Genomic DNA, 18,331 nt, shown 5'->3' with positions numbered 1-18,331 from the left:
GGGCGCGGCTCAGGGCCAGCACCTGGTCGAGCTGGCTGCGATCGTGAGTGTCGGCCGCGAGCGCGTAGACACGGTCGGCGGGTAGCCGTGGGTGATGCGGACCAGTGGGCCGGCCTGCCGTGCCGTCACCACGACGCGGTGTCCGTCGGCCAGCAGGCTGTGGGCGGTGGCGAGGCCGGCTTCGGTGCCGGCATCCAGGACGACCGCGACGATGCTGTGCTTCATGAGACGAGTCAACGCCCGCCGCCTAGGCGTGAGATGAGAGCCGATTAGGTAGCCGAACAGCGTTCGTCAGCGGACCAAACGGCGCAGCAGGGCCGACGCTGCGACGATGCCGAGCACTGCCGTGACCGCGAGAACCGCGACATCGAGCAGGGTGTTGCCCGGCGTGCCGAGCAGCAGCGAACGCAGCGCGTTCACCTCGTACGACAGCGGGTTCACGGTGGACAGCGCGTGCAGCCAACCCGGCATGATGTCCACCGGATACAGCGCGTTCGAGGCGAAGAACAGCGGCATGGTGATGGCCTGGCCGATGCCCATCAGCCGGTCGCGGTTGCGGACCAGCCCAGCCAAAGTCATTGACAGACAAGAGTAGAACGCTGATCCGAGCATCACCACCGCCATGGCGGCCAGGATGTGCAGCGGGTTGAAGCTGAGATGGATGCCCATCAGCAGCGCGATCACCAGAACCCCGATCACCTGGGCGATCGATCGGACTCCCGCCGCGAACGCCTTGCCGGTGATCAGTGCCGACGCCGGCGACGGCGTCACCATCAGCTTGGCCAGGATGCCGGCGTCGCGGTCCCAGACGATCTGGATGCCGTAGAAGATCGAGATGAACAACGCCGACTGGGCGATGATCCCCGGCGCCAGGAACGACAGATAGGGCACGTTGCCGGTGTTGATGACGTGCAGCCGCGAGAAGGTCTGGCCGAAGATCAGCAGCCACAGCGCGGGCTGAACCGTGCGGGTGACCAACTCGGTGCGGTCGTGCCGCAGCTTCTGCAATTCGACCAAGGCGAAGGCGCCCATGCGGCGGGCGTGACATCGCGGACAACACTGCGCCGATGTCGGTGGCGGCCAGCAAGCGGCTGCTCTGGGAGTCCTTCGAGCTGTCACGCGACGAGGTGGGGCAGCGGGAGACCGAGATTCACCGCGCGGTGATGGCGCATGACGACGCCAAGGCGGGGGTGCGGGCGCTGCAGGCCGGACGCCTGCCGCGGTGGACGGGCAGGCCGGTGGACCCGACTGTCTAGACCACCGTGACGCCGGAATCTCGCAGGGCGGCAACGGCATTCGCGGTGCCGTCGGCCGACACCCCGGCGGTGTAGTCGAGGAGGACGCGGGTGCGGAACCCGGCTTCGGCGGCGTCGGCTGCCGTCGCATTGACGCAGTAGTCGGTGGCGATGCCGACCACGTCGACCTCGTCGACCCCGCGGGCGCGCAGCCAGTCCGCCAGCGCGGTGCCGGTGTCGTCTTCGCCTTCGAACCCGCTGTATGCGGCGGAATACGGTCCTTTGCGGAACACCGCCTCGACCGTGGACACGTCGAGTTCGGGATGGAACTGCGCGCCCGGTGTGCCCGCGACGCAGTGCGGCGGCCATGAGGTCAGGAAGTCGGGTTGGTCGGAGAAATGCGCACCCGGGTCGATGTGGTGGTCGGCCGTGGCGACGACATGGTCGTACTGGCGGCGGGCCAGCAGGCCGGTGATCGCGCGAGCCACTTCGCCACCGCCGGAGACCGCAAGCGATCCCCCTTCGCAGAAGTCGTTCTGCACGTCGACGACGATCAACGCCCGCATGTGTCCACGGTAGACCGCTTGCTGCGCTTCGCTGGTTGCCGTAGCGTCCGGACACGTGTCTGAACAGGCGCTTGAGCCCACCCGGCGCCGGTTGACGGCCAAACAGGCCGATACGGTCGACCGGCTGAGCCGTGCCGCGCTCGACCTGTTGCGCCGCGAAGGCTTCGCGGGGCTGACGGTCCGCCGGGTCGCGGCCGACGCCGGTGTCGGCGCGGCGACGGCCTATACCTACTTCTCGTCGAAGGAACACCTGGTCGCCGAGGTGTTCTGGCGCCGGCTGGCGTCGTCACCCCCCGCGGCGCACGACTCCGACGATCCTGCCACCCGGGTGACCGAGGTGCTGCGGCACATCGCGCTGTTGGTGATCGACGAGCCGGAGTTCGCCGGGGCCGTGACCAACGCGCTGCTCGGCCGCGACCCGGATGTCGAGGTGCTGCGGCAGCGCATCGCCGGGGACATTCGCTCGCGATTGGCCGCCGCACTCGGCCCGGACGTGGACAACGACGTCATCGAGTCACTGGAGATGCTCTATTCGGGCGCGCTGGTTCGGGCCGGCATGGGGTTCACGTCGTACGACGAGATTGCCGGGCGGCTGGAGAAGTCAGCCCGGCTGATGCTGCGCTGACGAGCGGGTCCCAGCATCGCGAGCGCGGCGGTGACTGCCGGCTCGGTGAGCTCTGCGACGTCGCGGCCGTCCTCGACGAGCAGTGCCGTCAGTTCACGGAGGCCGCCCAGCAGGATCAGGGCCACCGGCCGGCTGATCGGGGCGATGCCGGCGCGCTCGAATCCCGAACCGCTCGTGAGATCGACGACCATGTCGGTCAGATGCTCCATGGCCAGGCGATTGAGCGGCAGCGCGGCGTCACCGAGCGCCGGCGCCTCCCGGATCCAGCTCAGGGTGATCGCGGGCCGGGAAGCGATGTGCGCGACGTACGCGTCGACCGCGTTGCGCACCTGCTGCTCCCAGTCGCCGTCGGGATCGATCGCGGCGCGGATCCGGGCGATGAGGTCCTCGTTGTTGGCGCGCAGCAGCTCGACGAAGCACTCTTCCTTGCTCGCGAACTGGTCGTAGAACGTGCGCTTCGAGGTCTTGGCGTTCCGGACGATGTCGGCGACGGTGGTGTCGCGGTAGCCCCGGGTCTCCAGCGAGGTGGCCAGCCCGTCGAGCAGCCGCCCGCGGAACGGCTGCGCCGCCGTCTGCGCCGCGTTGACCTCGCCGTCTGCCATCGCTCTCCCAAAACCCTTGTCACCTCTGGTACCAGCCGGTACCGTACCGGATAACCACGCGGTACACCGTGGTACCGCGTAATCAGTGGCTTGGAGCGTGCCATGACCGAAACCGTCACCGCTGAACTCACCGAGCGTGCGCCGGCGATCCACCTACCGCCGGCGACCGGGGTGCCCAAGATTCTCCAAGGGGTGGCGTTCGCGACCAACCGGCGGAAGTTCGTCAACCGGATGGTGCCGCGACTCGGTCCGGTATTCACCTGCGACGCACCGGTTTTCGGTCGGGCCGTGATGGTGACCGACCCGCAACTGGCCAAACAGGTGTTCGCCGCGAACCCCGTCGACGTCGGCAACATCCAGCCGAACCTGTCGCGCGTCCTCGGCAGTGGATCGGTCTTCGCGCTCGACGGTTCCGAGCACCGGCTGCGCCGCAAGCTGCTGACTCCGCCGTTCCACGGCAAGAGCATCAAGAACTACGAGCGCATCTTCGAAGAGGAGACGCTGCGTGCGGCGGCGTCCTGGCCCGAGGGGAAGTCGTTCCCCACCATCGAGCCGATGATGCACATCACCCTCAACGCCATCCTGCGCGCGGTGTTCGGCGCCGACGGTCACCATCTCGATGAACTACGGCGGATCATCCCGCCGTGGGTCACCCTGGGGTCGCGGCTGGCGGTGCTGCCGATGCCGCCGCGTACCTACGGCCGCTTCACGCCGTGGGGCCGGCTCGCCGAATACCGGCGACGGTACGACGAGGTGGTCGGCCGGCTGATCGATGCGGTCGCCGCCGACCCTCAGCTCGAGAGCCGTGACGACGTACTGGCGCTGCTGCTGCGCAGCACCTACGAGGACGGAACGGCGATGTCCCGCAGCGACATCGCCGACGAACTGCTGACGCTGCTGGCGGCCGGCCACGAAACGACGGCGGCCACCATGGCGTGGGTCTTCGAGCGCATCTCCCGGCACCCGGACGTGCTGCGGCGCCTCGAAGGCGAGGTGGCGGCCGGTGAGACCGACGAGTACCGTCTGGCAACCATCCTGGAGGTGCAGCGCATTCGCACCATCATCGACTTCGCCGGCCGGCATGTGTACGCGCCGACCTTCCAGCTCGGTGAATGGGTCATCCCGCGGGGCTTCTCCATCATCGTCGCCATCGACCACATGCACGAGGACGCAAAGGAATTCGCCGACCCCGACCGGTTCGACCCGGAGCGCTTCCTCGGCCGGCGGCCGCCGCTGGCGTTCCTGCCGTTCGGTGGCGGTACCCGGCGCTGCGTCGGTGCGGTGTTCGCGCAGGTCGAGATGGACGTCGTACTACGGACGGTGTTGCGGCACTTAGCCATTCAGGTCACCAGCGCGCCGGGGGAGAAGGTCTTCTCGCGGGGCGTGGCCTACACGCCGAAAGACGGTGGTCGCGTGACCTTACGCAGGCGCGTCACCCCGCTGTAGGTTCGTGCTGTGACCGAACGGATTACGCAGTACCGCAATGACGGACTGACCTTCGATGTGGTCGACTCCGGCCCCATCGACGGCGACGTCGTGGTGTTGTTGCACGGCTTCCCACAGACCGCCGAGTCCTGGACCGCCGTGTCGGAGCTGTTGCACGCCAATGGTTTCCGTACCTTGGCGCCCAACCAGCGCGGCTATTCACCCGGTGCCCGGCCGAAGGGCCGGCGCCAGTACACGATTCCCAAGCTGACCGATGACGTCGCCGCGCTGATCGACCTGGTCGGCGGGCCGGTGCACGTGGTCGGGCACGACTGGGGCGCCGCGATCGCCTGGGCGCTGACGGCGACGAAACCCGAGTTGGTGCGCACCCTGACCGCGGTGTCGGTGCCCCACACCGGTGCCTTCCTGAAGGCGATGGCCGTCGGGACGCAGGCGCTGCACTCGTACTACATGCTGATCTTCCAACTACCTTGGCTCGGTGAACGATTCGCGCAGCTGGCGATGCCGCGCAGTGGCATGACCGCCGATGCGCTGGCCGTCACCCAGGCCGAGGTGTTCGACAGCGGGGCGCTGACTCCCGCGCTCAACTGGTACCGCGCCATGCCGTTCGTCAACCCGAAGACGGCGTTCACGCCGGTGGTCCGGCCCACCACCTACATCTGGAGCGACGGCGACATCGCGCTCGGCCGCAAGGGCGCCCTGCTCACCGAGCAGTTCGTCCATGCGCCGTACAAGTTCGAGATCGTCGAGGGCGCCAACCACTGGCTGCCGGATCAGCATCCCGAACTGGTCGCCCGGCTGATCGCCGAGCGCGCCGGGACTTAGCGATTTGTGCACGATTTTCCGCGGCTGGCGCGGAAAATCGTACACAAATCACGCTCGTTTGGGCAGTTTCCAGCCCGGCCGCGGGAAGTGGCACGTGTAGCCGTTGGGGATGCGTTCCAGGTAGTCCTGGTGCTCGGGCTCGGCCTCCCAGAACGGCACGGCCGGCGTCACCTCGGTGACCACCTTGCCGGGCCACAGACCCGAGGCGTCGACGTCGGCGATGGTGTCTTCGGCGATGCGCTTCTGCTCGTCGTCGGTGTAGAAGATGGCCGAGCGGTAGCTGGTGCCGACGTCATTGCCCTGCCGGTTGACGGTCGACGGGTCGTGGATCTGGAAGAAGAACTCCAGGAGCGCCCGGAAGTCGGTCTGGCTGGGGTCGTAGATGATCTCGACGGCCTCGGCGTGGCCGGGGTGGTTGCGGTAGGTCGGGTGATCGTTCGATCCGCCGGTGTAGCCGACGCGCGTGGTCAGCACGCCCGGTTGCTTGCGGATCAGGTCCTGCATCCCCCAGAAGCAGCCGCCCGCCAGGATCGCGGTCGCAGTGTCGGTCATGTACGCCTCCTCGCTTTGACTCCAGAGAACCAAAGTCCCGGCGACTGCGCAAGTGCTCGACAAACGTCGCTAGAACGTGTTCTAGTTTTCCTGTGACGGGCAACACCTTCAGTCGCGAGGAACTCATCGCGGCATTCGACGTCTTCGAGCAGACCGTGGACCGCGCCGCCCAGACGCGCGACTGGGATCCGTGGACCGACCACTACACCGAGGACGTGCTGTACATCGAGCACGCCATGGGCACCATGCGCGGGCGCGAGGAAGTGCGGCCCTGGATCTGGAACACCATGGAGAACTTCCCGGGCAGCTACATGACGTCGTTCCCGTCGCTGTGGAAGGTCTATGACGAGGCCACTGGCCGCGTCATCTGCGAACTCGACAACCCCATGCGCGATCCGGGAGACGGCACCATCATCGGCGCCACCAACATCTCGATCATGACGTACGCGGGCGACGGCCTGTGGAGCAAGCAGGAAGACATCTACAACCCCATGAAGTTCCTCGAGACCACCATGGCGTGGTGCAAGAAGGCCGAAGCGCTGGGCACGTTGCCCGAGGTGGCCGAAGAGTGGATGCGCAAGGTCGGTGGCAGGGGACGCCGGTGACCGCCCTCGTCATCGGGGCCAACGGCTACCTCGGCTCACACGTCACCCGGCAGCTCGTGGCGGCCGGGGAAGACGTGCGGGTCATGGTGCGGGCCGGCGCCAACACCATCGGCATCGACGACCTCGACGTGACCCGCTACGAGGGCGACATCTGGGACGACGACACCCTGCGCGCCGCGATGACCGGCGCCGACGTCGTCTACTACTGCGTGGTCGACACCCGTGGCTGGCTCCGGGACCCGTCGCCGTTGTTCCGTACCAACGTCGAGGGCACCCGCAACGTGCTGGATGTCGCGGTGGAGCCCGAAATCGCCTCGCATCTCAAGAAATTCGTTTTCACCAGCAGCTACGCCACGGTGGGGCGCAAGCGCGGCTTCGTGTCCACCGAGGACGACATCGCCGACGAGCGCACCCTGCCGCCGTACGTGCGGTCGCGCGTGCAGGCCGAGAAACTGGTGCTCGAATACGCCCGCGAGCGGGGGTTGCCCGCGGTCGCGATGTGCGTGTCCACCACGTACGGCGGAACCGACTGGGGCCGGACGCCGCACGGCGCCATCATCGCCGGTGCCGCGTTCGGGAAGCTGCCGTTCGTGATGAGCGGCATCGAACTGGAGGCGGTCGACGTCAACGACGCCGCCCGCGCGTTGATCCTGGCGGCCGGCAAGGGCCGGCCCGGTGAGCGATATCTGATCTCCGACAAGATGATCAGCAATGCCGCGGTGGCGCGGATCGCCGCGGCCGAGGCCGGGGTGCAGGCGCCGGCCAGGTCGCTGCCGCTGCCGGTGACCTATGCGCTCGCCACGATGGGCACCGTCAAAGGCCGGATCAAAGGCACCGACGAGCACATGTCGCTGGCGTCGCTGCGGCTGATGCGCGCCGAGGCACCCGTCGACTGCAGCAAGGCCAGGGCCGAATTAGGTTGGGAGCCAAGGCCGGTCGAGGACGCGGTGCGAGAAGCGGCGCGGTTCTGGGTGGGGCTGCGAAAGGCTCGCCAGGCCCAGAAGTCCGCGGGCTGAACAACGCGCCGTACGGCGTTAAGTCGTGGCGCCGCAGTGGCGGTCACGGCTAGCGTCGAAAACATGACGGACAGATTGCAGGTGGACCTGACCGGGGCACCGCAGACGATGCTTGCCACGCTGTACGGCAAGGCGCTCGACGCCGACCTGCCGAACCCGGTCCTGCACGACACCTATGCCCGGGATGTCGTCGCGCGCATCGACTACGACTGGTCGCAGACCACGGTCACGGCTGCCCGGTCACCGGGCATCACGCTGCGGTCGGCCTATTTCGACAAGACGGCCCGGCAGTTCCTGGCCGTGCATCCGAAAGCCGTTGTGCTGCACCTGGGTTGCGGCCTGGACAGCCGGTACTACCGGCTGGACCCCGGGCCCGGCGTCGACTGGTACGACATCGACTACCCGGAGGTCGCCGATCTGCGGCGTCAGCTCTACCCTCCCCGCGAGCACTGCCACATCGTGTCCGCATCGGTGACGGACCCGGCGTGGCTCGCCGACATCCCGGCCGACCGCCCGGTCCTGATGATCGCCGAGGGTCTCACCATGTATCTCAGCGAGGCCGACGGGCAGGCCCTGTTCCGTCGCATCGTGGCGCATTTCCCAAGCGGGGAACTGCAATTCGACGCCTTCAGCCGGCTGGGCGTGAAACTGCAGTGGACGAACTCCGTGGTGCGCCGTTCGGGTGCGACGTTGAAGTGGGCCATGGACGGCCCGGACGACGTCCTGTCGGCGGTGCCGGGACTGCGGCTGCTGTCATGGGAGTCCGCCCTGGGCCCCGACGGCTACGACCGGCTGCCGACGGGGCTGCGCGTGACGGCGGCCGTCATGCGCGCGATACCCGGTATGCGGCACATGTCGCAGTACCACCGGTATGCGTGGGGCTGACAGGCTTGAGGAAGCCGGTCAGGCCGCTTCGGCGCGGGCCTTCAGCCGCTCGAGCGTCAACCGGATGTTCTCGGCGTTGGCCGCATCACGGTCGGCGACACCGGTGAGCGAGGCGGCGAACAGCTTCAGCAGACCCGGCCGGTTGTCCCAGGTCGATTCGGCGACGCGGCAGCCGTTCGCCGTCTGGGTGATGTCGTAGCGCCAGTGCGCGATGGGCACGATCGAGGACTTCACGGCGAAGCCGAACGTCCGACCCGGCTCGGCCTCGGTGACGGTGCAGCTGGTGGTCCACGTCTTCGAGCCGTTGCGGTTGTATCCCTTGAACACCGAACCCGGTACCGCCGACGAGCCCTTCTGCCACTCCATGGTGTGTGCCTCCTCGGCGAGCGAGGCCAAGGTGGGCAGATCGGTCAGCAACGCGTAGACAGCCGACGGGCTGGCGGCGATCTCGATGGCAGCGGTGACGGAGGCGGGGCCCTGTGCGGTCATGGGGCTGATCGTAGACAGACCGTCCGGGGGTAGGGCAAGCGGTAATTGTCGCTGGCGCAACAAGAATGCTCGACCTTTGCGGGTAACCGTTTGGGGGTATCCCGGCGATATACCGCGTGACGGCACCTTCCAACGAAGGAGTTGGGTTGATATGAGCAAAAAGACGTTTGTGGCAGCTACCGCGCTCACCACTGGTGTGAGCGCGGCGATCATGGGATTGGGAGTCAATATCGCGCAGGCGAAGCCTGCACCCTGCCCGCCGATGCAGGTATGCAATGGTCCGGGTAACGGGCACGGTCCGGGTGGCGGCGGTCCGCCCGGAAACCCCGGCGGTCCGCCCGGAAATCCCGGTGGTCCCGGCGGCGGGCCCGGCGGGCCACCGCCCGGCAACCCGGGTAATCACGATGACTGGCATCCGGGCGACCAGGGGAACTGGCATCCCGGAGACCAGGGCAACTGGCACCCCAGGCCGGGCGACCCGGGACCGAATGACTGGCACTGGCGTGGCGGCCCGCCGCCGTGGGGCCATGGGCCGGGCCCGTGGGGCTGGGGACCACCGCCGAGGCCGAACATCATCTGGGTGGCGCCGCCGCCGTGGGCTCCGCCGCCTCCGCCGTTCGACTACTGGGGCTACACCGTGTACCCGGTGTGGGACCCGGGCTTCATGGCGTGGGGTTTCTGGTTCTTCGGCATCTGGATTGCGCTGTAATCCGTCAGTAGTTGCCGTCTGATGGCTGGGCCTGTCACTGGTGACAGGCCCAGCGTCATGTCGGGAATCGGCGTTGTGAAGAAAGGTGTTGCAATGAGCATGACCGAGCGTCCCGTGCTGCAGCCCACTGCGGCCCACCCCATCACGATCACGCCGACCGCCGGACGCGTCACCGTCACGGTCAATGGCCAGGTGGTCGCGGAGACATCCGATGCACTCACCCTGCAGGAGTCGAATTATCCAGCGGTGCAATACATTCCGCTCGCCGACGTCGACCGGTCGGCGCTGACCCGCAGCACGACCACCAGCTACTGCCCGTACAAGGGTGATGCCGGCTACTACCACGTCGGCGACGTCGAGGACGTCATCTGGACCTACGAACAGCCCTACCCGGCGGTCGCGGAAATCGCCGGCCGGGTGGCGTTCTATCCGGACAAGGCCGACATCGTGCGGCATCGCGCCTAACCTGAATCCGTGCCCACCGCCAGCCTGGCCCTGGACGGCCCGGCCGGCCTCGGACTGACGTTGTCGCCGCTGCGCCGCGGCGGGACCGATCCGACCTTCCGGACCGTCGACGGCGTCATCTGGCGCACCAGCCTGATGCGCACCGGCGGAGTGACGGCACGGCTCAGCTCACCCGACCTCAAGACCGTCGAGTGCGAGGTGTGGGGTGACGGCGCGGCCGAATTTCTGGACCGGCTGCCCGGGCTTGTCGGTGCCGAGGACGACGCGACGGGGTTCGCGCCGGCGGAACCGACCATCGCCGAAGCCTGGCGGCGGGTTCCGCATCTGCGGCTGTGCCGCACCGGCCGCGTGCTCGAGGTGCTGATCCCGGCGATCCTCGAGCAACGCGTACAAGGCCGGGATGCGTGGAATTCGTTCCGCATCCTGACCATGCGGTATGGCGCGCCGGCACCCGGCCCGGCGCCGGCCGGGATGCGGCTGCCGCCGACCGCCGAGGCGTGGCGCCGCATCCCGTCCTGGGAATTCCACCGGGCCAACGTGGACCCCGGCCGGGCCCGCACCCTGGTCGGCTGCGCGCAGCGGGCCGACGCGCTGGAGCGGTTGACGGCGGAGACCGCGACGACGGCGCTGATGTCGTTGCCGGGAGTCGGGTTGTGGACGGCTGCCGAGACGGTGCAGAAGGCGTTCGGCGACGCCGACGCGCTCTCGGTCGGCGACTATCACCTCGCGAAGATGGTCGGTTGGACCCTGCTGGGTCACCCGATCGACGACACAGCGATGGTCGAACTGCTGGAACCGCTCCGGCCGCACCGGCATCGGGCGGTACGGTTGCTCGAGGTCAGTGGCCTGGCGCGCAATCCGAGATTCGGTGCGCGCCAGGCGATTCCGAGTTTGAAGAAGATCTAGTCCCGATCCGGCTCCGATGCGGAACCGAACAACAGCGGGTAGGCAACGCCTGCGATGGCGGCTCCGACGAGCGGCGCCAGCCAGAACACCCACAGCTGCGTGGGTGCCCCGTTGCCGTTGAAGAACGCGACGCCGGTCGAGCGTGCCGGGTTCACCGAGGTGTTGGAGATCGGGATCGAGATCAGATGGATCAGGGTCAGGGACAGGCCGATGGACAGGCCCGCGAAGCCCTTGGGCGCCCGAGCGTCGGTGGAACCCAGGATCACGAACAGGAACATCGCGGTCAGGACGATTTCGGTGATGAGCACCGAGGCCAGGCCGAAATGTTCCGGTGAGTGGTCACCGAAACCGTTCGCGGCCATGTTGCCGGTCGCCGACCAGCCCTTCTGGCCGCTGCCGATCCAGTAGATGACCCCGCCGGCGACGAGTCCGCCGACCACCTGGGCGATCCAGTACACGGGGAGCGCTTTCCACTCGATCCGGCGGGCCAGCGCCGCACCGAGGGTGACTGCCGGGTTGAAATGACCGCCGGAGACGGCGCCGAAGGCGTAGACGCCCGTCAGTACCGTGAGGCCGAAAGCGATTGCGACACCGAGGAATCCGATGCCGATGGAGGTGTGTTCGGTCGGGTTGGCGGCAAAGACCGCGGCGCCGCAGCCGCCGAGGACCAGCCAGAAGGTGCCGACGGCCTCCGCCGCCAGCCTGTGTGTCATCGTGGGAGCACTCATTTGGTCAAACCCTCCAATTCCAGTCGAAAAAGCCGGGTCAGCAAACAGCATTTCGAGCGTCCCGCCGATAGGTCTCGCAGTCGGCGGTCGTTGCTGAACAGCCGCCCATAGGTGACCGGAGGTTGCCCGGTGTCCGGGCCGCGAATCTAAGAATCTGAGCAATCTTTGCAGCAAATAAATTTTTGGTAACAGCCTGCGGAAATGTGATATATAGCAAACCAAACATGGGTGTCGTGACCGGTGGTGCGGGTGGGTCCGGTTCGGGTGTGACCGGAATTGATTGGCGAAAACGCAAGGGCTCCAATAAAATTGGCGCTACCGACCGGTAGCTTTCGAGTGTTGTCGACCACAGTCGCAGCAACCTCGTTAGGCCTGCCTAAGTTGGCATGTCAGGCCGGGTTTGTCATATCGTTTTGTCTCAATCGAGGCGAGCGGGACGGCCCGTCGTTCAGTGCTGCACGCTGGCATACCGTCGCTCAGTCCGCTGGCGCCGCTGAAAGCGGCGGTCAAGCGATGCTTCGTAAAGAAGATGGTGAAGGGTTAGGTGGGAATGGCGCCGCAGCACGGCGGACCCAGCAAGGTCGGGCTGTACAACCCCGCGCATGAACACGACGCCTGTGGCGTCGCCATGGTCGCGGACATTCACGGACGTCGGAGCCGCGACATCGTCGACAAGGCGATCACGGCACTGCTGAACCTGGAGCACCGCGGTGCTGCAGGTGCCGAGCCGAACACCGGCGACGGCGCAGGCATCCTGCTGCAGGTACCCGACGAGTTCCTCCGCGCCGTGTGCGCGGAGGAAGGCTTCGAGCTGCCCGCCGAGGGCAGCTACGCCACGGGCATCGCTTTCCTGCCGCAGTCGGCCCGCGACGCCAAGCTGGCGTGCGAGGCCGTCGAGAAGATCGTCGAAGCCGAGGGCCTGCAGGTCCTGGGCTGGCGCGACGTGCCGTTCGACGAGTCGTCGCTGGGCGCCCTGGCGCGCGACGCCATGCCGACCCTGCGTCAGATCTTCATCGCCGGCGCCGACGGCATGCAGCTCGAGCGCCGCGCCTACGTGATCCGCAAGCGGGCCGAACATGAGCTGGGCACCAAGGGCCCAGGTCAGGACGGCCCCGGTCGCGAGACGGTGTACTTCCCGAGCCTGTCGGGCAAGACCATCGTCTACAAGGGCATGCTCACCACCCCGCAGCTCAAGGCGTTCTACCTGGACCTGCAGGACGAGCGGATGAAGAGCGCGCTCGGCATCGTGCACTCGCGGTTCTCGACCAACACGTTCCCCTCGTGGCCGCTGGCGCACCCGTTCCGCCGGGTCGCCCACAACGGTGAGATCAACACCGTCAACGGCAACGAGAACTGGATGCGGGCCCGTGAGGCGCTCATCCACACCGACGTGTTCGGGTTCCACAACGACCTGAACAAGATTTTCCCGGTCTGTACGCCGGGCGCCTCGGACACCGCACGGTTCGACGAGGCGCTCGAACTCCTGCACCTGGGTGGACGTCCGCTGCACCACGCCGTGCTGATGATGATCCCCGAGGCGTGGGAACGCAGCGAGACCATGGACCCCGCCCGCCGGGCGTTCTACCAGTACCACGCGTCGCTCATGGAGCCGTGGGACGGCCCGGCGTCGGTGTGCTTCACCGACGGCACCATCGTCGGCGCGGTCCTGGACCGCAATGGCCTGCGCCCCTCGCGCATCTGGGTCACCGATGACGGCCTGGTCGTCATGGCCTCCGAGGCCGGCGTCCTGGATCTGGACCCGTCGACCGTCGTCAAGAAGATGCGCCTGCAGCCCGGCCGCATGTTCCTCGTGGACATGGCCGAGGGCCGGATCGTCGACGACGAGGAGATCAAGGACAAGCTGGCGGCCGAGCACCCCTACCAGGAGTGGCTCGACAACGGCCTGTTCCACATCGACGACCTGCCCCCGGGCGACTACGTCAAGATGCCGCACCACCGCGTGGTGCTGCGTCAGCAGGCGTTCGGCTACACCAACGAAGAGGTCACCCAGCTGGTCGTGCCCATGGCACGCACCGGCGCCGAGGCGCTGGGCTCCATGGGCACCGACACCCCGATCGCTGTGCTGTCGCAGCGGCCGCGGATGCTCTACGACTACTTCCAGCAGCTGTTCGCCCAGGTCACCAACCCGCCGCTGGACGCCATCCGCGAAGAGGTCGTCACCAGCCTCTCGGGTGTCATCGGCCCCGAGGGTGACCTGCTGAACCCGGACGAGAACTCGTGCCGGCAGATCGTCGTGCCGCAGCCGATCCTGCGCAACGGCGACCTGTCCAAGCTGATCTGCGTCGACCCCGACCACGAGATCCGGGGTCGCAAGCACGGCATGCGTGCCGCGGTCATCAGCTGCCTGTACCCCGTCGCCGACGGTGGCGAGGGCCTGCGCCGCGCCCTGGAGGACGTGCGCACCAAGGTGTCGCAGGCCATCCGCAACGGTGCCCGCATCATCGTGCTGTCGGACCGCGAGTCCAACGAATGGCTCGCGCCGATCCCGTCGCTGCTGTCGACGGCGGCCGTCCACCACCACCTGGTCCGGGAACGCACCCGCACCCAGGTCGGCCTGGTGGTTGAGTCCGGTGACGCCCGTGAGGTGCACCACATGGCCATGCTGGTGGGTGTCGGCGCCGCCGCCATCAACCCGTACATGGCCTTCGAGACCGTCGAGGACATGGTCGACCGCGGTGTCATCACCGGTCTGACCAGCGACCAGGCCAAGGCCAACTACGTCAAGGCCGCCGGCAAGGGTGTGCTGAAGGTGATGTCCAAGATGGGCATCTCGACGCTGGCCTCCTACACCGGCGCCCAGCTGTTCCAGGCCGTCGGCATCAGCCAGCGCGTGCTCGACGAGTACTTCACCGGCATCTCCTGTCCCACCGGTGGTATCGACCTCGACGACATCGCGGCCGACGTCGCGGCGCGGCACAGCCTCGCCTACCTCGACCGGCCCGACGAGTGGGCGCACCGCGAGCTCGAGGTCGGCGGCGAGTACCAGTGGCGCCGTGAGGGCGAATACCACCTGTTCAACCCGGACACGGTGTTCAAGCTGCAGCACTCCACCCGCACCGGGCAGTACTCGGTGTTCAAGGAGTACACCAAGCTGGTCGACGACCAGAGCGAGCGCATGGCCTCCCTGCGTGGCCTGTTCACCTTCAAAGACGGTGTGCGCGAACCTATCTCGATCGATGAGGTCGAGCCTGCCAGCGAGATCGTCAAGCGGTTCTCCACCGGCGCGATGAGCTACGGCTCCATCTCGGCCGAGGCCCACGAGACGCTGGCCATCGCCATGAACCGCCTCGGCGGACGGTCGAACTCGGGTGAGGGCGGCGAGAACGTCGAGCGCTTCGACCGGGACGCCAACGGCGACTGGCGACGCAGCGCCATCAAGCAGGTCGCGTCGGCCCGCTTCGGTGTCACGTCGCACTACCTGACGAACTGCACCGACATCCAGATCAAGATGGCCCAGGGCGCCAAGCCCGGTGAGGGTGGTCAGCTTCCGGGGCACAAGGTGTACCCGTGGGTGGCCGAGGTACGGCACTCGACCCCGGGTGTCGGTCTGATCTCGCCGCCGCCGCACCACGACATCTACTCGATCGAGGATCTGGCGCAGCTGATCCACGACCTGAAGAACGCCAACCCCGAGGCCCGCATCCACGTGAAGCTGGTGTCGGAGAACGGCGTCGGGACCGTCGCCGCGGGCGTCTCGAAGGCGCACGCCGACGTGGTGCTCATCTCCGGGCACGACGGTGGCACCGGTGCGACGCCGCTGACCTCGCAGAAGCACGCGGGTGCACCGTGGGAGCTGGGCCTGGCCGAGACGCAGCAGACCCTGCTGCTGAACGGTCTGCGCGACCGCATCGTCGTGCAGGTGGACGGTCAGCTCAAGACGGGCCGCGACGTCGTCGTCGCCGCGCTGCTGGGTGCCGAGGAATTCGGTTTCGCCACCGCACCGCTGGTGGTCTCGGGCTGCATCATGATGCGCGTCTGCCACCTGGACACCTGCCCCGTGGGTGTGGCCACCCAGAACCCGGTGCTGCGCGAGCGGTTCACCGGCAAGCCGGAATTCGTCGAGAACTTCTTCCTGTTCATCGCAGAAGAGGTCCGCGAACTCATGGCGCAGCTGGGCTTCCGCACCATCAACGAGATGGTCGGCCAGGTCGGCGCGCTGGACACCAGCAAGGCCGTCGCCCACTGGCGCGCGCAGAAGCTGGACCTGACCCCGGTGCTGTACGAGCCGGAGTCGGCCTTCATGAAGCAGGATCTGTACTGCACGTCGAGCCAGGACCACGGTCTGGACAAGGCGCTCGACCAGCAGCTGATCGCCGAGTGCCGGGACGCCATCGAGTCCAAGGTGCCGGTGAGCCTCGCCATGAAGATCACCAACGTGAACCGCACCGTCGGCACCATGCTGGGCCACGAGGTCACCAAGGTGCATGGCGGCCAGGGTCTGCCGGACGGCACCATCGACATCACGTTCGACGGCTCGGCGGGTAACAGCTTCGGCGCGTTCCTGCCCAAGGGCATCACCCTCCGGGTGAACGGCGACGCCAACGACTATGTCGGCAAGGGTCTTTCGGGTGGACGCATCGTGGTGCGCCCGTCGAAGAACGCGCCGGCGGGCTACGTAGCCGAAGAGAACATCATCGGCGGCAACGTGATCCTGTTCGGTGCCACCAGCGGCCAGGCGTTCCTGCGCGGTGTGGTGGGCGAGCGGTTCGCGGTGCGTAACTCGGGCGCCGTGGCGGTCGTCGAGGGCGTGGGCGACCACGGCTGCGAGTACATGACCGGTGGCAAGGTGGTCATCCTCGGGGAGACCGGCCGTAACTTCGCCGCCGGTATGTCCGGCGGTATGGCCTACGTGTACGACCCGAAGGGCGCCCTGCCGGGCAACATCAACGGCGAGATGGTCGATCTCGATGCGCTGGACGCCACTGACGAACTGTGGCTGCACGAGATCATCACCGCCCATGTCGACGGGACGGAATCGGCTGTGGGACAGCGGATTCTGGACGATTGGCAGAATCAGAAGGAGCAGTTCATCAAGGTGATGCCTCGCGACTACAAGCGGGTGCTGGAGGCGATCGCCGGGGCCGAGGCCGCCGGCGAGGACGTCAGCGAAGCGATCATGGCGGCCGCTCGTGGCTGATCCGAACGGCTTCCTCAAGCACACCCACCGTCAGACCCCGACCCGCCGGCCGGTCGACCTGCGCCTCAAGGACTGGAAAGAGGTCTACGAGGAGTTCTCCAAGGAGACCCTGCAGGTCCAGGCCTCGCGCTGCATGGACTGCGGTATCCCGTTCTGCCACAACGGTTGTCCGCTCGGGAACCTGATCCCCGAGTGGAACGACCTGGTGTACCGGGACCGCTGGCGCGACGGCATCGAGCGTCTGCACGCCACCAACAACTTCCCGGAGTTCACCGGGCGGCTGTGCCCGGCGCCGTGCGAGGCGTCGTGCGTCCTCGGCATCAACCAGGACCCGGTGACCATCAAGCAGGTCGAGGTCGAGCTGATCGACAACGCCTTCGACCAGGGCTGGGTCAAGCCGATGATCCCGGACGTGAAGACCGGCAAGAAGGTCGCCGTCGTCGGGTCCGGGCCGGCCGGCCTGGCCGCGGCCCAGCAGCTCACCCGCGCCGGACACGACGTGACCGTGTTCGAGCGGGCCGACCGCATCGGTGGCCTGCTGCGTTACGGCATCCCGGAATTCAAGATGGAGAAGCGGCACATCGACCGTCGCCTGGAGCAGATGGCGGCCGAGGGCACGCAGTTCCGCGCCGGCGTCAACGTCGGTGTCGACATCACCGTCGAGCAGCTGCAGGACGACTTCGACGCGGTGGTCCTGGCCGGTGGCGCGACCGCATGGCGTGACCTGCCGATCCCGGGCCGCGAGCTCGACGGCATCCACCAGGCCATGGAGTACCTGCCGTGGGGCAACCGCGTGCAGCTCGGTGACGACGTCCTCGGACCTGACGGCCAGCCGCCGATCACGGCCAAGGGTAAGAAGGTCGTCATCATCGGTGGTGGTGACACCGGCGCCGACTGCCTGGGCACCGCCCACCGGCAGGGTGCCGAGAGCATCCACCAGTTCGAGATCATGCCGCGTCCGCCGGAGGAGCGCGCCGAGTCGACCCCGTGGCCGACCTACCCGCTCATGTTCCGGGTGTCCTCGGCACACGAAGAGGGTGGCGAGCGCGTCTTCTCGGTCAACACCGAGGAGTTCCTGGGCACCGACGGCAAGGTCTCGGCACTGAAGGTGCACGAGGTCGTCATGAAGGCCGGCAAGTTCGAGAAGGTCGAGGGTTCGGACTTCGAACTCCCGGCGGACATCGTCTTCCTCGCCATGGGCTTCGTCGGCCCCGAACGCGAGGGCCTGCTGACCGAGCTGGGCGTCGAGCTCACCGACCGTGGAAACGTGGCCCGGGACAACGACTTCCAGACCACCGTGCCCGGCGTCTTCGTCGCCGGTGACATGGGCCGCGGTCAGTCGCTGATCGTGTGGGCCATTGCCGAGGGTCGCGCCGCGGCTGCCGGCGTGGACCGCTACCTGATGGGTGAGTCGGCACTGCCGAAGCCGATCAAGCCGACGGCTGCGCCGCAGCGGTAGTTTTGTCAGACGCATAGTTCGCCGGTCCCGGGTTTCCTGGGGCCGGCGAACTGCTATCTG

Annotated in this window: 19 protein-coding genes; 12 read left to right on the top strand and 7 right to left on the bottom strand. The window is 67.5% G+C overall.

What is annotated here, in order from left to right; genetic code table 11:
• Positions 1-9: 9 nt before the first annotated feature.
• Together ACJEIK_RS28085 and ACJEIK_RS28080 are read right to left on the bottom strand one after the other, a co-directional pair.
• Complete coding sequence (locus ACJEIK_RS28085) at positions 10-225, bottom strand: hypothetical protein (protein WP_133426224.1); 216 nt, start codon at positions 223-225, stop codon at positions 10-12.
• Positions 226-291: 66 nt separating this feature from the next.
• Positions 292-1,032 carry an ABC transporter permease gene (locus ACJEIK_RS28080; protein WP_133426223.1) on the bottom strand — a complete coding sequence of 247 codons (741 nt, stop codon included), beginning with the start codon at positions 1,030-1,032 and terminating at the stop codon, positions 292-294.
• A gap of 41 nt (positions 1,033-1,073) precedes the next feature.
• Here ACJEIK_RS28080 and ACJEIK_RS28075 point away from each other — a divergent pair, with 41 nt between their 5' ends.
• On the top strand, positions 1,074-1,256 hold the full coding sequence (locus tag ACJEIK_RS28075) for a hypothetical protein (RefSeq protein ID WP_237162801.1): 183 nt from the start codon (positions 1,074-1,076) through the stop codon (positions 1,254-1,256).
• Here the strand turns inward: ACJEIK_RS28075 and ACJEIK_RS28070 are convergent.
• Positions 1,253-1,801 (bottom strand): nicotinamidase, encoded by a 549-nt coding sequence (locus ACJEIK_RS28070; protein WP_409430704.1) that lies wholly within the window; start codon positions 1,799-1,801, stop codon positions 1,253-1,255. The two genes, ACJEIK_RS28075 and ACJEIK_RS28070, sit on opposite strands and share 4 nt — an antisense overlap.
• Positions 1,802-1,856: 55 nt before the next feature.
• On the opposite strand from ACJEIK_RS28070, the gene ACJEIK_RS28065 reads away from it, so the two are divergent.
• Positions 1,857-2,426 (top strand): TetR/AcrR family transcriptional regulator, encoded by a 570-nt coding sequence (locus tag ACJEIK_RS28065; protein ID WP_133426221.1) that lies wholly within the window; start codon positions 1,857-1,859, stop codon positions 2,424-2,426.
• Here ACJEIK_RS28065 and ACJEIK_RS28060 read toward each other — a convergent pair.
• Positions 2,330-3,028, bottom strand: coding sequence for a TetR/AcrR family transcriptional regulator (locus ACJEIK_RS28060; protein WP_409430703.1), 699 nt, complete (start codon positions 3,026-3,028; stop codon positions 2,330-2,332). The genes ACJEIK_RS28065 and ACJEIK_RS28060 overlap by 97 nt on opposite strands.
• Before the next feature lie 102 nt (positions 3,029-3,130).
• Between ACJEIK_RS28060 and ACJEIK_RS28055 the strand changes: the two genes are divergently transcribed.
• Entirely contained in the window at positions 3,131-4,474 is a 1,344-nt protein-coding gene (locus tag ACJEIK_RS28055) for a cytochrome P450 (RefSeq protein ID WP_409430702.1), read from the top strand.
• 9 nt (positions 4,475-4,483) lie between these two features.
• A complete protein-coding gene (locus ACJEIK_RS28050; protein WP_064858037.1) occupies positions 4,484-5,299 on the top strand; it encodes an alpha/beta fold hydrolase in 816 nt (271 codons plus the stop codon).
• Between the two features lie 48 nt (positions 5,300-5,347).
• On the opposite strand, the gene msrA is transcribed toward ACJEIK_RS28050, so the two are convergent.
• The gene (msrA, locus tag ACJEIK_RS28045; RefSeq protein WP_061002255.1) at positions 5,348-5,851 is read right to left on the bottom strand and encodes a peptide-methionine (S)-S-oxide reductase MsrA; all 504 of its coding nucleotides are present in this window, start codon (positions 5,849-5,851) and stop codon (positions 5,348-5,350) included.
• 92 nt (positions 5,852-5,943) lie between these two features.
• Between msrA and ACJEIK_RS28040 the strand changes: the two genes are divergently transcribed.
• From ACJEIK_RS28040 to ACJEIK_RS28030, 3 genes are all read left to right on the top strand, one after another.
• Positions 5,944-6,456 (top strand): nuclear transport factor 2 family protein, encoded by a 513-nt coding sequence (locus ACJEIK_RS28040; RefSeq protein WP_409430701.1) that lies wholly within the window; start codon positions 5,944-5,946, stop codon positions 6,454-6,456.
• Positions 6,453-7,472 carry an NAD-dependent epimerase/dehydratase family protein gene (locus ACJEIK_RS28035; protein WP_135355610.1) on the top strand — a complete coding sequence of 340 codons (1,020 nt, stop codon included), beginning with the start codon at positions 6,453-6,455 and terminating at the stop codon, positions 7,470-7,472. The genes ACJEIK_RS28040 and ACJEIK_RS28035 overlap by 4 nt, the downstream gene beginning before the upstream one ends.
• 63 nt (positions 7,473-7,535) lie before the next feature.
• Positions 7,536-8,357 (top strand): class I SAM-dependent methyltransferase, encoded by an 822-nt coding sequence (locus ACJEIK_RS28030; RefSeq protein ID WP_409430700.1) that lies wholly within the window; start codon positions 7,536-7,538, stop codon positions 8,355-8,357.
• 18 nt (positions 8,358-8,375) lie between these two features.
• Here the strand turns inward: ACJEIK_RS28030 and ACJEIK_RS28025 are convergent, their stop codons facing one another.
• Positions 8,376-8,846 (bottom strand): SRPBCC family protein, encoded by a 471-nt coding sequence (locus tag ACJEIK_RS28025; protein WP_409430699.1) that lies wholly within the window; start codon positions 8,844-8,846, stop codon positions 8,376-8,378.
• A 151-nt stretch (positions 8,847-8,997) separates the two neighbouring features.
• Here ACJEIK_RS28025 and ACJEIK_RS28020 point away from each other — a divergent pair, with 151 nt between their 5' ends.
• From ACJEIK_RS28020 to ACJEIK_RS28010, 3 genes are all read left to right on the top strand, one after another.
• Positions 8,998-9,555 (top strand): hypothetical protein, encoded by a 558-nt coding sequence (locus ACJEIK_RS28020; protein WP_082761935.1) that lies wholly within the window; start codon positions 8,998-9,000, stop codon positions 9,553-9,555.
• 99 nt (positions 9,556-9,654) lie between these two features.
• The gene (locus ACJEIK_RS28015; protein WP_061002302.1) at positions 9,655-10,020 is read left to right on the top strand and encodes a DUF427 domain-containing protein; all 366 of its coding nucleotides are present in this window, start codon (positions 9,655-9,657) and stop codon (positions 10,018-10,020) included.
• Between the two features lie 9 nt (positions 10,021-10,029).
• Positions 10,030-10,926: a DNA-3-methyladenine glycosylase family protein gene (locus ACJEIK_RS28010; RefSeq protein ID WP_409430698.1), complete on the top strand. Its 897-nt coding sequence runs from the start codon at positions 10,030-10,032 to the stop codon at positions 10,924-10,926.
• Here ACJEIK_RS28010 and aqpZ read toward each other — a convergent pair.
• Positions 10,923-11,639 carry an aquaporin Z gene (aqpZ, locus tag ACJEIK_RS28005; RefSeq protein WP_409430697.1) on the bottom strand — a complete coding sequence of 239 codons (717 nt, stop codon included), beginning with the start codon at positions 11,637-11,639 and terminating at the stop codon, positions 10,923-10,925. The genes ACJEIK_RS28010 and aqpZ overlap by 4 nt on opposite strands.
• Before the next feature lie 565 nt (positions 11,640-12,204).
• Between aqpZ and gltB the strand changes: the two genes are divergently transcribed.
• Entirely contained in the window at positions 12,205-16,812 is a 4,608-nt protein-coding gene (gene gltB, locus ACJEIK_RS28000) for a glutamate synthase large subunit (protein ID WP_409430696.1), read from the top strand.
• A complete protein-coding gene (locus ACJEIK_RS27995) occupies positions 16,805-18,271 on the top strand; it encodes a glutamate synthase subunit beta (protein WP_346415275.1) in 1,467 nt (488 codons plus the stop codon). Before gltB ends, ACJEIK_RS27995 begins: the two co-directional genes overlap by 8 nt.
• Positions 18,272-18,331: the final 60 nt, after the last annotated feature.

The organism is Mycobacterium sp. SMC-16 (assembly GCF_046250085.1).
GTDB classification, from domain to species: Bacteria; Actinomycetota; Actinomycetes; order Mycobacteriales; family Mycobacteriaceae; genus Mycobacterium; species Mycobacterium phocaicum.
Note: the sequence above shows the minus strand (reverse complement) of the source record. Positions and strands in the feature narration are given on the sequence as shown.

Coding starts and splice junctions, on each gene's coding strand:
- ACJEIK_RS28025 (WP_409430699.1), bottom strand. CDS start 8,846: ATGACCGCACAGGGCCCCGCCTCCGTCACCGCTGCCATCGAGATCGCC.
- ACJEIK_RS28060 (WP_409430703.1), bottom strand. CDS start 3,028: ATGGCAGACGGCGAGGTCAACGCGGCGCAGACGGCGGCGCAGCCGTTC.
- ACJEIK_RS28070 (WP_409430704.1), bottom strand. CDS start 1,801: ATGCGGGCGTTGATCGTCGTCGACGTGCAGAACGACTTCTGCGAAGGG.
- ACJEIK_RS28020 (WP_082761935.1), top strand. CDS start 8,998: ATGAGCAAAAAGACGTTTGTGGCAGCTACCGCGCTCACCACTGGTGTG.
- gltB (WP_409430696.1), top strand. CDS start 12,205: ATGGCGCCGCAGCACGGCGGACCCAGCAAGGTCGGGCTGTACAACCCC.
- aqpZ (WP_409430697.1), bottom strand. CDS start 11,639: ATGACACACAGGCTGGCGGCGGAGGCCGTCGGCACCTTCTGGCTGGTC.
- ACJEIK_RS28080 (WP_133426223.1), bottom strand. CDS start 1,032: ATGGGCGCCTTCGCCTTGGTCGAATTGCAGAAGCTGCGGCACGACCGC.
- ACJEIK_RS28085 (WP_133426224.1), bottom strand. CDS start 225: ATGAAGCACAGCATCGTCGCGGTCGTCCTGGATGCCGGCACCGAAGCC.
- ACJEIK_RS28030 (WP_409430700.1), top strand. CDS start 7,536: ATGACGGACAGATTGCAGGTGGACCTGACCGGGGCACCGCAGACGATG.
- ACJEIK_RS28055 (WP_409430702.1), top strand. CDS start 3,131: ATGACCGAAACCGTCACCGCTGAACTCACCGAGCGTGCGCCGGCGATC.
- msrA (WP_061002255.1), bottom strand. CDS start 5,851: ATGACCGACACTGCGACCGCGATCCTGGCGGGCGGCTGCTTCTGGGGG.
- ACJEIK_RS28015 (WP_061002302.1), top strand. CDS start 9,655: ATGACCGAGCGTCCCGTGCTGCAGCCCACTGCGGCCCACCCCATCACG.